The sequence below is a fragment of the Algoriphagus boritolerans DSM 17298 = JCM 18970 genome (assembly GCF_900108085.1).
GTDB lineage: Bacteria > Bacteroidota > Bacteroidia > Cytophagales > Cyclobacteriaceae > Algoriphagus > Algoriphagus boritolerans.
Map to the genome: position 1 here is coordinate 44,464 of NZ_FNVR01000026.1, position 13,812 is coordinate 58,275.

The window sequence follows — 13,812 nt, forward strand, 5'->3', positions numbered from 1 at the left end:
AATAGTAACGTTTTGAATAATATTTATAAATAAAATATAATATGAAATCATTCTGGATCACTTCGTTTTTTCTAATACTATCCTTTTCTGGATATAGTCAAGAAGCAAAAGATAGAGTATTTATGGTCGACCGCTCTATCAAAGAAGGGACAGTTGTCAATATCGACAACACTCAAATTATCTTTGAAGAAAAGACAAGTCTAGGATCTAAAACCCCAATTCGTTTATCCACGATTTGGAAAATCATTTATTCAAATGGGTTTGAAGAAGTTTTTAATCAACCGCTACCAGAGAATTTGATAGTCTCAGGCAATTCCAGTGATGTTTCATCAGCTCCAAAAGAAGGATTAATCTCAAAAAGTTCAAAAAATGAATCCACCCTTCCCCTCATTTCGACCCATATTGGACTGTTAGCACCAGTCATCATCGGACCGGAACAATGGACTTCTCCTGAAGATGGGCTGGCTTTAAGGTTTGGGTATGGTGGGGAATTGGGATTTTCGTATAATCCCTTTAAATATCTTGGAGTAACTATAAGCCAAGGATACACAAGCCATGCTTCGTTTTTGCCGGAGATTAATCGAGACTCTACAACAGTCATCAAAGATCAAATTAAATTAAACACATTGCCCACCACTTTAAGAATCAATATTTATCCAAAAGAAACACTTACTATATCGGCTGGTATCACCTCTTCTGGACTTAGTCTCACAGGTTCGAATCCCGAAATCAAGAATCAGAGATTGAACGGATATACCGTAGGATTGGGAAAGTTGATGCCAATCGGTAATGGCAAAAGTTACTTAGAGTTTACGCTGGATTATTCAAGTATATCGGCTGATCCATTTATGTTTTCTTTGGATAACGAGAAATACCCGGAATTGGAAAGTTTAGATTTAGTGTTTTCAAGTATAAGCACAGTGAATATTAAAGCAAAATTCGTATTTGGGCTAAAGGATTAAAAAAGATTGACCTTAGAATTCTAAAAGCTTTAGATAAATATTTATTGTTTTGTAACTTTCTTATTAACAAAAAGTGAATTGACTCTTTCCAATCATAATCAGACCGTCATTAGAAACAAATAATAAATATGAAATCGAGCATGACTAAAAAGTCACACACTGGGATGATTATCAACTATGCGAGATTCCATGTGGCCTTTAAAAAACAAATTATAAACATATGAAATCGAGTATGTCGAAAACGACACACACTGGGATGATTATCGAACAAGCGAGATTCCATATTGCCTTTAAAAATTAATTATAATCATATGAAAAATTCATTAAAAATAATAGCTATAAGCCTTCTTGTTAGCTTTTCCATTAGAGTTGAAGCCCAAGATGTGATATACAAATCTGATGGTATTCCGATTGAATGTACTGTCGAAAGTATTGATTCTAATACTATAGAATACCTCCCAACAAAAAAGTCCTCTAAATCCCAGTCCTTAAAAACTATTCAAGCTTCATTTATATTCTTTGAAAACGGGCAATACATTCTCCTGCCTGAGAGTAAAGTGAATTATGAAGAAATTAGATCTTCTAAAAAACTCAATAAGGACATTATAATCACTCGTTATGCTGAAATTTTGGAAGGTAAAATCGAAAATATATCAAAAAGTGAGGTTGAGATTTTCATTTCTGAAACAAATTCAACTTTAAAAGTTAAAGGAGAAGAAGTTTTGTTGGCTATCTATAGTTCAGGTAAACATATTCTCTACAAAAATCCTACTGAAGTCAAAGCTATTTTGGAATATATGCAACCTAAAATTATCGCTTTAGGTAAAACTCCAGTAAATTCAACTGAACCTCAAGCACCTGTAGCATCAGGTAGACCATCAAATTTGGCATCTGCGCCAAGTACCACTACGGTGCAAACGGTGAGTAATCCGTCATCAAACAATGGAACTGAATTAGGTGGATCTAACCAAGTATCTACAGAGGGCTCTAGAATTGAGAACAGCAATAGTTCCAATTCAAATCAAATAGACTCAAATGTTAACTTACAAAAAGAAAGTAATCCACAAATCCTTAACGAATCTGAAGATGAATTTACTGATATTGATTTTGCAGAGTTTAGCGACAAGGCACTTCAGAAAATTGAAGATTTCACAAATTTTTTAGCCATAATATCCAGTAAAGAAACCTATCCTGAATCAGCAAATCAAGCGATTGACCTAGCAGTAGAATTGTTTGTAAATGAGGATGTACAGGTAGAGGTTTCAACTACTGGATATTCTCAATCAGTGAAGCGTAAGATCCGGGATTATTTGACCCGCCTTAAACTACTCAAATATGATAAAGTGGAAATAAAGTGGGCTGAGATCAATTACGTATCAAATTTTAGAAAAGCCCCTGACGGTAATTACTATGGGACGTTGACTGTCATGCAAACTTTCCGGGGATACAAAGACAATCAGGTTGTTTACTCAGATGTGACGCAGAAGGATGTAGAAGTGGTCATAAAAGGAATGGAAAAGTCCATGCAAGGACAAAAAGAAATGGTCTGGGATGTCTTACTTTCTGATATTGGAGTTGTCGATACCAAATGAAAACTTTCTATGTTCTCGTCATCCTTATTCAACTATCCATTGTTGACGTATACAGTCAAGCTTTGGAAAATTCCTTTTACGATGAAACCTGGTCTCTTAAAGTAAAACAAATTGATGACTTTGTAGATCGATTTAACAATGAACTTAATTTCATCAGCAATGGAAACATAATTAAAAACAAACTACCTCCTGAGACTAGAAGCAAACTGCTGTCTAGCCTGATATATTCTGAGAATGTTAAAAATACAGAACTTGTAAATGAGTTTGTGAATTTGGTTGATGCAAAAGGCTATTATCTAAAATTTGGGGATGATGACATCAAATGTATTTTGAGTTTAGCTTCTATATATTATGAAAAGCAATTTAATTTTAATTTTCATTTAAAAATAGAGAAGCTAAACGATGGTTCTATGAAATGGGTAATTGTGGATGTAAATTCTACCTCATACCCTTGGAATACTATCGCACAGAATCCTCAGAAATTTATAAATCCAAGTAATCATAATCTAAGATTTTCGAATCTTTTTAGAATTATAAATGGTGAAAATGATATTCAGGGGATTTTTGAGGAGAGTTTTGAATTGGATAATCTTTCAATAATAATTCACGAAATCATGAGGGGTAATATGGCGATTAAATCAATAACTGATGTTAATTATAGTTTTAAGATTTTAGATAAATATAAAGTACTTGTATCCTATTTTGACACTTCAGGTAAACAGTCCGGTTGGCTTATTTCGAATATTGAAAAATTAGAAAGCAGATGAAACAGATCTTGATTGCACTTATTTATTTTATTTTTTCTTCGACTTTTGCACAGGGATTAGAGGAACGGGATGTGAAAGAGATTAAATCTAAGTCCAGATTAATTGTAAAGGAATTTGAAGGGTTATTAAATTTGATCTCGAATAATCAAATGTATGATTCTGAAATCGAAGAAATAATTGCGAATTCTCTGGATTCTAAAAATGTAAATCGGCTTTTTAAAGACCCTAAAGTAATTGTTGAAGATGATCTAAATCCTGAATTGATCAATAAGAAAAGAAATGTAGATATCAATACCTATTTAGCAAATTTCAATCTGCAATACAATAAAACAAGTGACTTCTCTGTTTTTTTTGATGACATTACAGTTTCTGATGTATTCAATAAGAATTATTATTTTTTGATTGTCAATTACACAAGTTCATTTAAAAGTTCATTTTCCGAGGAACAAAAATTATACAACCCAATTAAAAGGAGTTTGGAATTGGAATTAGTTAAAAATGATAATGGTAAATGGTTTGTTACGATTGCCAGTTTGACTAATACGATGCAGCCTAATTTTGATCACTTACTAAGCTATAAAGTACAAGTAACAAAATCCACTAACAGAACAATTTCCTTTTTATCAGATAGTGACTCAGATTCCGTGTCTTCAGAAGAGCAATCGTTTTTTAATACAGAAGCAAATTATGACGCCGAATATTATTCTCTTCTTAGAGATGGTGAATATGCTTTTAATGAGGAACGGTATGATGACGCTACATTTTATTTTGAAAAGGCAAATCAAATAAAAAATTATGATTCTTATAATACAGTTATGTTGGGACGGTCCAAACGGCTGTATGAAGTTCAATTACTTAACTCCGAGGAATATTTGATAGAGCTTTATTCTAAGCAAGCTTTCACTTCACATAAAAATGGGGATCTTGAAATTGCTATTAAAAGATATCAATCTATTCTAAAATTAAAAGAGGATTCAAATGTTCTTAGGAATCTGGATATCTTAGAAAAACGCGTGTTAGCAAAGGGGGATGTTACATTTTTTCTGACATTGCCTGCCAATAACGACCTTCTTAAAGATCTTAATAAAAAATCCAAAGGGAAGGATAGTAATATCGAGTATGAATTGGGAAAGGCACTACTTATCCAGAAGATGTATGAAAGTTCCAAAGACCCTAAAGAATTGAAAAATGCGTTAGATCCATTGAATCTTATTCTTTCCCGAGAGCCTGAATTTATCAGAGCAAGATTGGCAAGAGCTGAAATTAGTTCTATACTTCTTGACTATAAAAGCTCGTTGAATGATTATTCTTATCTGATTTCCAAGAATGGTGAAAACTACCTTTTTTACATAGAAAGAGGAAGGATTCACTTATTAGCTAATAACTTTGAGGCTGCAATTGCTGATTTTACAAAATCGACAGAAATTAATCCAATAGCCCCTGATGGTCATTTCGAATTAGGTAAAATTTATTTAGCAGGAAATAACTTGGAAGATGCTGAATATCACTTAAAACAATGCATTAGCTCCCAGTATTCAAATCCTGCCTTCCATTATTTTTATGCACGAGCCATTGGAGGAATTGATCTTCTGAAATCACTGGATCATTTGAAAATTTCCCGCGAACTTGATATTGATTTCAAATTGGAGAGACAAATTGAAAAAGTTTTGGCTGATTATTCCCTTCAATTTGAAGGTATTCTTCGGTCTGGTAATTATCAATTTGCAGAAAAGCTTGTCAATCAATCCTTGGAAGTGAATGAAAATTCTCCAAGTGCTTTGATACAACTGGCAATTCTACTAAAATACAAGAAAGAGTATAAAGAAGCTATCCCTATTTTAGAAAGATTGCTTACACTAAATCCCAATTCTCAAAGTATTAAATATGAATTGGCAGAAAATTATTCGCAAGCTGGTCTTTTTGACCAATCATTTAGTCTTTTTTCCCAAATCATCTCAAACCTTGAAGATTCGAGGAAAAAGTATCTTAAAAACTATAATTTTAACCAAAATGCTGTTTCTGCCTATGATAAGGAATACTTTAAAAACTACGTAGGATTGGGTAACCTATTTTTTAATAATAAAAAATATTCTGAAGCTATACAGTATTACAGCAAGGCTAAGGAAATTCAAAGCTCAACAGATTACTCTTATCTTCTTTTGCTGGCTAATGCCTATTCGAATTTGGGGTTTAGCAAAGAAGCCTTATCAACTGCTTCCGAGGGATTGAAATTAGATCCTCAAAACCTAAATTTCCTCTACCTGAGAGGGATGATTTATTTTAATATTAATGATTATGAAAATTCAGCAATAAATTTTTTACAATCAGTTTCAAGCCCTGATTTAATGGATGGAAGTAATTATCATTTAGCCATGTTAAATTTTAAGCAAAAGAAATTTATTGAAGCTTTTAATTTCTTTAAACTGATAAGCAACCAATTTGAAGATTTTGAAAAGGTTTTGGAATATGCCTTCTTAATCTCGCTTCGATTGGAAGATCTCACAAATGAAGAAGCGTTTTTTGATAAAATCAAATCTTATTATACCGACAAAAAATTGACTAATAAGTTTGAAACTCTTTTAATAACTAGAGATGTATTTAAAAATAATCTATTAGATCTCGAATCATCAGCTGACCAACTTTTAAAGATAGAGCCCAATAATGCTCGTCTTTTATACAGCCTAGCTATGCTAAACTTTAAAAACAAAAAGATAGAATCCGGATATACCTACCTGGAACGTGCATTAAGAACTAAACAATTAATTGAAGCTGACCTATATCTGGACAGCAGTTTCCCTTCCTATGCTGATAAAAGGGTTAATAAAATGATTAAAGATTATTTATAGGGTTATAAAAAAGTAATTTCTTGGAAATTTAAAAATACAATTCTATTATGAAAAAAATAGCTACAGTTTTTCTACTAATTGCTCTGCCATTTTCTGTTTGGTCTCAGACTTTTATTGGTAATACACTAGACAATTATTCGGGTATTAACTCACTTTTGCTCAATCCTGCAAATGTATCTGGCTCTAATACTAGAGCAGAATTTAATTTCATTTCTATTAGTGCTTTCGTGGGGAATGACTACATAAGTGTAAATATCGGAGAACTTCAAAAGAATGATTTTCAGTTCAATTTTGATTCTGACACTGACACTTCTCCGTCAAACGACAATAATTTTTTTGGGAATGTTGATATTTTAGGCCCTTCTGTCATGTTTAGATTGAATGATAAAAGCGGTCTTGCGGTTAGCTCACGAGTTCGGGGTTTTTTTAATGTAAATAATATCAGTGGCCAATTATTGGAAAGCGTTCAAGAAGGATTTGATGATCAATCTGATTTTGAGTCCCAAATGACTAATTTGTCTGGAAATGTTCACATTTGGGGTGAGTTGGGACTTACCTATGGAAGAGTCCTAATTGAAAATAACTACAGAAGGCTTCGAGTAGGTGGCACGATTAAATACTTGACAAGTGCCGGAGGTCTCTTCATCTCAAGCTCGTCTCTGGGAGTAAATTTTAATTCTATTTCCAACACACTCAATACAAGCGGTACATTAAGCTATGCTTCCACTCAAGGATTGGACTTGCAGAATACTGATTTTTCTACTCTACAATCAATCCTATCAGGTACCACTGGGATAGGGGGAGATTTGGGCGTGGTCTATGAAATGCAGTTGAAAAAAGATGATGCATTTGATTCGTTTTATCTATCTAGTCCATATAAACTTCGCTTGGGTTTATCTTTAGTTGATTTTGGGAAAGTCAATTATACTGGAGTTTCTGAGTTTAATTATGAAATGAATGCCAGTATTAATGCTTCTGATTTTGAGGATAAATCGCTGGATGAAATATTAGATGAAAATTATGAAGGGGGAGAATCCCTCGTTAATCCTGTAATTGGGCTTCCTACTTCCCTTCAATTTTTTGCGGACTATAATTGGAAGAAGCGACTTTATTTGAGCTTACATGGGGCCTATTCTTTGGCAGGATCGGAACTTAAGTACTCCAATTCCATCGTAAATTCTTTGGTGATATCCCCTCGATTTGAATCTAAAGCTCTAAGCATATATAGCCCTATAAGTTTTCGTCAATATAATTCTGGAGTGATGTGGGGTGTGGGCTTTAGATTGGGTCCTTTGATGTTGGGATCGGGTTCAATCTTGTCTAATCTTATTTCTTCATCATCTAAGAGCACAGATATTTATATCGGAATTAAGTTTCCAGTCAATGAGAAAAAATGATAAGACCTATTCGTTCCAACTTTCATTTTAACCTTTTTATGAACCTATGCAAATTTCTTACATATGCAGGTTTGGTCTGTTTTATTGTCGCTTGCAATGAAATAGAACTAGAACCATCTATTGCCATCAAGCCTCAGCCCCTAGATTCCCAGGAAATAAAAATTATAGTGGATTCATCTTTGGATTTCAGTAATTACAAGGCGCATACCATACTGGATTCTATGAGTATGGATAATCCGAATGAGAAATTATATGGTCCTAAAGGGAACCAGTCAATTTTATTTTTTACAGACAACGAATCAGGAGAGATCACGGCTTTGGTGCAGCTTGATAGTGCAAGTTCCGAAGTAAATATCACTGAAGAGACGGTGACAATTGGAGTAGTCGGACTCGCTCCAATGTTTCCCTCTTTGACCCCACAACAAAAGTGGGACTTAATTCAGGGAATTCAAAATGAGCAGGTGTACAGCCTTTTAAAAGGAACAGTAGGAGAAATTCTCAAAAACAAAGAACCTATATTTTCGGGCAAACCCGAATTCATCAGTCAATTGCTCAATGTTAATTCCTATATTCTGAAGACCTATTTTCCTGAATTTAATCAGAATGGAGGAAGGATCAACGTGGGAAAAGAAGACTTTCCGAGTTTTGTAAAGAAGGACAATGGATTGACCGTTTTCAATCAGGTGAGTAGCCATATTTTTTTAGAATTTATTCCAAATTCAGGAGGAAATCCGGTTAGTCATATTTTGGAGCCAAGGCCAATCAATCCAAGTTTTCAGAGTGAAATACCAAAAATTGAACGTGCGACTTTAGCTTTAAAAGATGATTGTTACTCAGTAAAGATAAATCAATCAAATGGCGAAGTGGTTTCAAAAAATGTTGTTCGGATGGGGACAATTTTGACTTCTGCATTCCTGGATGCGGTAATTGGTATTGGTATCAAAGGCTGTGCGCCGGAGTTGACCGCGAAAATCGCCACGAAATTGGGTATTACACTTGCGGAAGCAACTAATGTTTCCCCAACGGAGCTTTTGGGGGAAGCAACAAAATCGGTAGCAGAAGTCGTTTTTCAAGCGTTATTATCAGGCGATTGTGCCATTATAACGAACAAGCTTGGAATAGTTAAGTTTGTGGCTTCTAAAGCGAATCTGTATGGTAACCTCTACAAAGCTGCCGAATTTATTTATAATGCAAGCCCCGCAGGACCTTTTGCGATATCACTAATACCTTCCTTGAGAATTGAACTGGCTGAAAAGTTACAGCTATATGAAGGAAACCTAATTGAGGCATGCCTAAAAGTGGTCAATGATGGATCCATAAATCAGGAATATTCGGCAGGAACGGAACTGTTGGTGAAGATAAATCTGGATACGCTATCCCAATATGGAGACTGGAAGAAATCTGGATTTAAAGTTACCTGGAGCGTCCCACCTCTAAATGGAACACTCAGCCTCGGAAGTACGGTGACTGATGCAGAAGGAAGAGCAAGCGTGGTCTGGAAGCTGCCAAACGAACCCAACGCTGTGGGAACGCTTTCCGCAGAAATCAAAGATAAAGAAGGAGATCATATTGCAGGAAGCCCTTTGACTTTTCAGACGAAAATTACTGCATTTGATTCCTTAAATTATTATAACTCTGAAATGCCAGGAGAATGGGAAGATAATGGATCGACAAAATTATTTTTTAGGGAAGACTTTACAGGTACCTATAGTAGTGATAACTCCCTGTGGCGCATTGAGAAAAATCTAACTTACAAAAACACAAGTGGAAGTGACTATATGTTATTAGTTCGTCATTTAGGCACTAGGCGTACCTATTTATATGCTATAAAACCAAACAACAAACTTCTGTTTTTGAATGCCTTTCTTGATTACGATTTTTAAAACCTTGAATCGATAAAGTAGAAGTGTTTAAATTTTCAATTAACAATAATATTAAGTTTTATAGAAAGAAAGTGAACCGTGACTTACAAAACATTAAAAATAGAATAGGTGGACTAGTCTTATTCTTTATTTTATTTATTCTGTCAGCCTGCCAAACTATTGATTTGGGGTATGATTGGATTAATTCCACTCAGGAAGTAAAAGGAAAAATTATTCTCCCGCAAGGAAGCAAACTGGATGTGAATTCTTTTACTGTATTTTCTAATATTGAAAACAGCCCTGTGCAAGGGGAGGAGTATGGATTGTCCAAGGATGGAAAATTTACAGGATTATATGTTTCCAATCCCAATGATGAGGTTGTGTTGATGGGATTTCAATATCCGGGAAATCCAACTAATGAGATTAATTCTACCACAACAGCCTTAGGATTAGTCTTAATGGCCCCGATCTTTTTTGATTTGACAGAGGAAGGGATGTTAAAACTCATCGATTCTATTCTGAAAGACAGCAATTTTCCTTCGCTGAAGGCAGAGATTGAAAAAAACATCGTACAGGGCAGATCTCTTTTTGATGTCGAAAATGTGGCACTGATCGCAACGCTTAATTCTATTTTGAAATCTGCGGGCTTGAGAGTAGCACAAAATGAAAAAGAGCTACCTGTAAATCTTTTTATGGCTGGGAAGAACTTTACTTTTAATAACAGCGGAAATTCATTTTCTACCGTGATTGGAATTTACAAAGGTAATGATAGAGTAAAAAAAATTACCGTTGATGGGGTTCAGATCTTTGCTGGTTCTATTACTGAATTATTGACTGCTTCAGGAGGAACTTTCGAGACTCCAGTTGATCATCCCTACAGTATCCCCGGGGATGGAGAATACACTTTCAAATTCCGGACAGGAAAACCCGGCGCAGGTGATGGCAGCATTGAGCATGATGAAGCATTTTATGAGAGTTTAAAACAATATTCAATTAATCTTTTAACTGGGCTTCTTCCACAATTGGACCGAGATGGAACTGCGGGATGTCTAATTTCGGTTTCATCGAATGTTTATGGCACGATTTCAACACTAACATCTCTGAGAACCAATCCAAGTCTAAGTGAAGTACTGTTAACTGTATCCGAGATAACCTTAAATAATATCGGTGGTCTCCTTGAAGATTGTGTAACAATTGAACCGAATAAAAATTTCTTCGGATCTTTTTTAAAACAGCTTAAGCTATTCAGTTTCGCCTCAGGAGCAATGAATACTGGAGCATTCGGATACCAGTGGCTTTCATCCGAAGCAGTAGTAGATATTTGCTATACCGCCAAAGGCAATGAGGTCACCGAAGGTTGTGGACCTGAATACGGCACCTTTACCGACCCCCGAGATGGCAACGTCTATAAAACTGTAAAAATCGGCACGCAAACTTGGTTTGCAGAAAACCTGCGCTACGCTGGTAATATCTTTCAGGCAGCCTCTACACAAGACTGGGCTGCAATCTGGAACAACGGGAACCCAACGGGTAGGCCAGCTTGGTCTCATTACAACAATGATTCCAATAATGATGCGGTCTATGGGAAACTTTACAACTCGTATGCGGTAAATACAGGTACACTCTGTCCACAAGGTTGGCATATTCCTACGAATGCGGAGTGGACTATATTAACGAATTATTTAGGAGGAGAGGTTTTAGCCGGAGGCAAGATGAAATCGGTTACGAGTTGGGATACCCCAAACATAGCAGCAACCAATGAGTCAGGTTTCACAGGTCTTCCAGGAGGCCACCGGTCCGATACTGGAGGATTCAACAGCATTGGCTCTGGTGGGTACTGGTGGAGTTCTTCTCCGAATGATGGTAGTGATTGGGGTCGATACCTGAGCAGGTCAAGTGGCAGTCTCACCAGAGGCGTCGGCTTCGGCAGGACTTATGGGAATTCCTGCCGCTGCCTCAGGGATTAGCCCTGAGCCAGGTCAAAGGGTTAGTTAATTTGATCATTTGATCATATAACTACCCGCTAAGCGGGTCGATTTTATAAAATTTTACAGTATTTGTTTTTTTGTAAAAAAAAGGATAAATGTTAAATGTTGATATTTTGATAACCGAGCATTACTATATTAAACAAGGCGGTATTTTATTAAATAATGAACGCTTCTTTTGGGTATTTAAGAAAGTAATTATAAAAAATTAAAGTCGTATTTGTAATACTAGTTAATTGCTATGAGAATTACTGTTCATCAAATCCAAGCACCAGCCATCTTATTAGATTGGGTTATTAAAGTAAAGAATGAATCACTGAAAAAGTTTGTTTTTTTGATTTTATTATGCTTTATAATTGTATTCAATTTGAAGGCACAATGTACTGAAGCCAAGAATAGTGAAATGGCTCATTATAAAAGGTTAACACTAGAAAAGGATGCTCAGGGATGTTCACAATGCGCCTATTTAGCCATGTTATTTTGCTCAGCTACTTATTCTGTGACCCCTACTGACAAAACGAAAGTCGGTAGTTTAATTACAGCTACTAAGGCTAATATTCGAAACATGGGAGATCCAATCTGTTGTCCAGAATTGGTATCAAGGCAGCCACAATGGGGAACAATGGCTAATAACACCTCAAGTCAAGTAGCAAGTGCATCCTCGCTTTTGGGAGGCTCTTATTCCCAAGGAGATGAACTCGTTGTGGCCGTAGAGGGGCTAGTAGCTCTTGGTGGCTTAATTGGAAATGATATTAGAGAGGCAAGAATCAAAAAAGAACAAGAGCAACAAGTGCAAGCTGAAAGGCAGGCAAAGGCTAGAGAAATTCAAGCTAAAGCAGATGCAAGAAAAAATGAGGTGGTGCGATCAATGATGAAGGACAATCTTAATTTGGCAAATCAAGGAAATCCTAAGGCTGTACTTAAAATTATAGAAGGCTATGATGAACTCAAAGATGAATCCGGCAAACTGAAGTTTTTATTTAACCTAGTGAATGAATTTGAAAATGATCTTGCGAGAAATATATTAATGGAGCATTATAATAGCATCTTATCAAACTTTGAATTTTGGAACAAATACCATAAGAAAAAGGCTGTCAAAAAGGCAATTTGGAGCGCATCTTTATTTTTGCTAGGTACAGTGGGTGCTGCTGCTGTTTTAAATTCTACTGTAAATACAGAACTTGAAGAAGAAGGTGATGTGGCAACTTCTATTCTTGTGTATGGAGGACTTGGTGGTGGGCTTGCTGTCGGACTTTCTAGCCTTGCGCATTTAGGGAAATCAGGCTATAAGAGAAATCCACATTACTTAAGTGCGAAGACTAATATTTATAATTTGAAATTGAATAAGAATTCGGGTATTAAAATTAAACCTGAATGGTAAAAGGAATGTGGTTATTTGACTTACTAATTGCGCAAAATTAAATAGTTTATTTATACAAAGCTCTAACTGGCTGATAATATTAAATGAAAATTTAAGGGTTGCATTCCACATAGTGGATTTAAAATAAAAAGTCTTTAAGTTTACCAATTATGCTGAATATTTCCAAAAAAAATCTATTTCCATTAATCTTTCTGTTAGGTCTGGAAACAATTTCGTTTCCGTCAATTGGGCAGACTTATTATGCTTTTGCATATTATACAGAAGATCAAAATATGGCCTGTGGAAACGCTAAAATAGCACTTAGTAAAGAAGTTGAGTTAAAATCACCTTCTCCAAGTGAGTTCCAAAGACAATTACAAAAGGATTTGTATAAACAATATCCTCAAGATAACATAAGCAACAGGTTTGCTGTACTCGTTCATCCAAGGCAATCACTGATCGTCTATTCTTTTCAGATCCAGCCTGATAGGAGTTGGGGCAATTGCATAAGTAATGGACTTGGGCATATAGTAGCAAATACTATGAAGGAGGCTGAAGATATTTATAGAGATTGATTATTTCACTCAAACTGACCCATGTGTTTCGCTCTAAACTGACCCACCCCTTTACCGGTGGATCTGTTGGCTAATTTAGGGATGAATTTTTATTATTGGTGTCTGTGTGATTTACCTTTTAGTTCTATTTTTTGAGAGTTGGTCGTATCCCTCCGACGAACTGCATCTTGATGCGCTTTGAATTCTGAGCTAAAGTTGCGGGATGAAAAAGACGAGTATCGAAACCTACTATGAGCTGTTTTACAGGTGGCAGCGATCCGGATTGAGTAAAGCAGCTTTTGCAGATCGAGAAGGGATTTCAAAAGTGAGTTTTTATGCTTGGTGCAAAAAGTTTGAAACCAAGCCCGATTCCCAGGATGCTTCCACCGGTTTTACCAGAATCGAACTGGCTGAGTCCGCTTCTCAGTCAGCGGTGGCCAAGATCAGCTATCCAAGCGGAATCAGTGTGGAGCTGTTTGGGTCTTTT

At 35.7% G+C, this 13,812-nt stretch carries 10 protein-coding genes; all 10 read left to right on the top strand.

Features of this window, described 5'->3' with window-relative positions:
• The first annotated feature begins 41 nt into the window (after nt 1-41).
• Nucleotides 42-962, top strand: a complete 921-nt coding sequence (locus C4S61_RS17325) for a hypothetical protein (protein WP_146064431.1) — start codon at nt 42-44, stop codon at nt 960-962.
• Between the two features lie 311 nt (nt 963-1,273).
• Nucleotides 1,274-2,554 (top strand): hypothetical protein, encoded by a 1,281-nt coding sequence (locus tag C4S61_RS17330; protein WP_103926064.1) that lies wholly within the window; start codon nt 1,274-1,276, stop codon nt 2,552-2,554.
• A complete protein-coding gene (locus tag C4S61_RS17335) occupies nt 2,551-3,321 on the top strand; it encodes a hypothetical protein (RefSeq protein WP_103926065.1) in 771 nt (256 codons plus the stop codon). Before C4S61_RS17330 ends, C4S61_RS17335 begins: the two co-directional genes overlap by 4 nt.
• Nucleotides 3,318-6,167 carry a tetratricopeptide repeat protein gene (locus C4S61_RS17340; RefSeq protein WP_103926066.1) on the top strand — a complete coding sequence of 950 codons (2,850 nt, stop codon included), beginning with the start codon at nt 3,318-3,320 and terminating at the stop codon, nt 6,165-6,167. Before C4S61_RS17335 ends, C4S61_RS17340 begins: the two co-directional genes overlap by 4 nt.
• Before the next feature lie 47 nt (nt 6,168-6,214).
• The gene (locus C4S61_RS17345; protein ID WP_103926067.1) at nt 6,215-7,564 is read left to right on the top strand and encodes a DUF5723 family protein; all 1,350 of its coding nucleotides are present in this window, start codon (nt 6,215-6,217) and stop codon (nt 7,562-7,564) included.
• Nucleotides 7,561-9,447, top strand: coding sequence for an Ig-like domain-containing protein (locus tag C4S61_RS17350; protein WP_146064432.1), 1,887 nt, complete (start codon nt 7,561-7,563; stop codon nt 9,445-9,447). Before C4S61_RS17345 ends, C4S61_RS17350 begins: the two co-directional genes overlap by 4 nt.
• A gap of 164 nt (nt 9,448-9,611) precedes the next feature.
• On the top strand, nt 9,612-11,393 hold the full coding sequence (locus C4S61_RS17355) for an FISUMP domain-containing protein (protein ID WP_103926069.1): 1,782 nt from the start codon (nt 9,612-9,614) through the stop codon (nt 11,391-11,393).
• 259 nt (nt 11,394-11,652) lie between these two features.
• Nucleotides 11,653-12,792 (top strand): hypothetical protein, encoded by a 1,140-nt coding sequence (locus C4S61_RS17360; RefSeq protein ID WP_103926070.1) that lies wholly within the window; start codon nt 11,653-11,655, stop codon nt 12,790-12,792.
• Between the two features lie 149 nt (nt 12,793-12,941).
• Complete coding sequence (locus C4S61_RS17365; RefSeq protein WP_103926071.1) at nt 12,942-13,346, top strand: hypothetical protein; 405 nt, start codon at nt 12,942-12,944, stop codon at nt 13,344-13,346.
• A 202-nt stretch (nt 13,347-13,548) separates the two neighbouring features.
• Nucleotides 13,549-13,812: IS66 family insertion sequence element accessory protein TnpA (tnpA, locus tag C4S61_RS17370; RefSeq protein ID WP_103924479.1), on the top strand; the 264-nt coding region annotated here is incomplete at its 3' end.

Bases quoted from the DNA above. Each gene is read 5' to 3' on its own strand.
- C4S61_RS17360 (WP_103926070.1), top strand. From the start codon at position 11,653: ATGAGAATTACTGTTCATCAAATCCAAGCACCAGCCATCTTATTAGAT.
- C4S61_RS17340 (WP_103926066.1), top strand. From the start codon at position 3,318: ATGAAACAGATCTTGATTGCACTTATTTATTTTATTTTTTCTTCGACT.
- C4S61_RS17365 (WP_103926071.1), top strand. From the start codon at position 12,942: ATGCTGAATATTTCCAAAAAAAATCTATTTCCATTAATCTTTCTGTTA.
- C4S61_RS17325 (WP_146064431.1), top strand. From the start codon at position 42: ATGAAATCATTCTGGATCACTTCGTTTTTTCTAATACTATCCTTTTCT.
- C4S61_RS17335 (WP_103926065.1), top strand. From the start codon at position 2,551: ATGAAAACTTTCTATGTTCTCGTCATCCTTATTCAACTATCCATTGTT.
- C4S61_RS17330 (WP_103926064.1), top strand. From the start codon at position 1,274: ATGAAAAATTCATTAAAAATAATAGCTATAAGCCTTCTTGTTAGCTTT.
- C4S61_RS17345 (WP_103926067.1), top strand. From the start codon at position 6,215: ATGAAAAAAATAGCTACAGTTTTTCTACTAATTGCTCTGCCATTTTCT.
- C4S61_RS17350 (WP_146064432.1), top strand. From the start codon at position 7,561: ATGATAAGACCTATTCGTTCCAACTTTCATTTTAACCTTTTTATGAAC.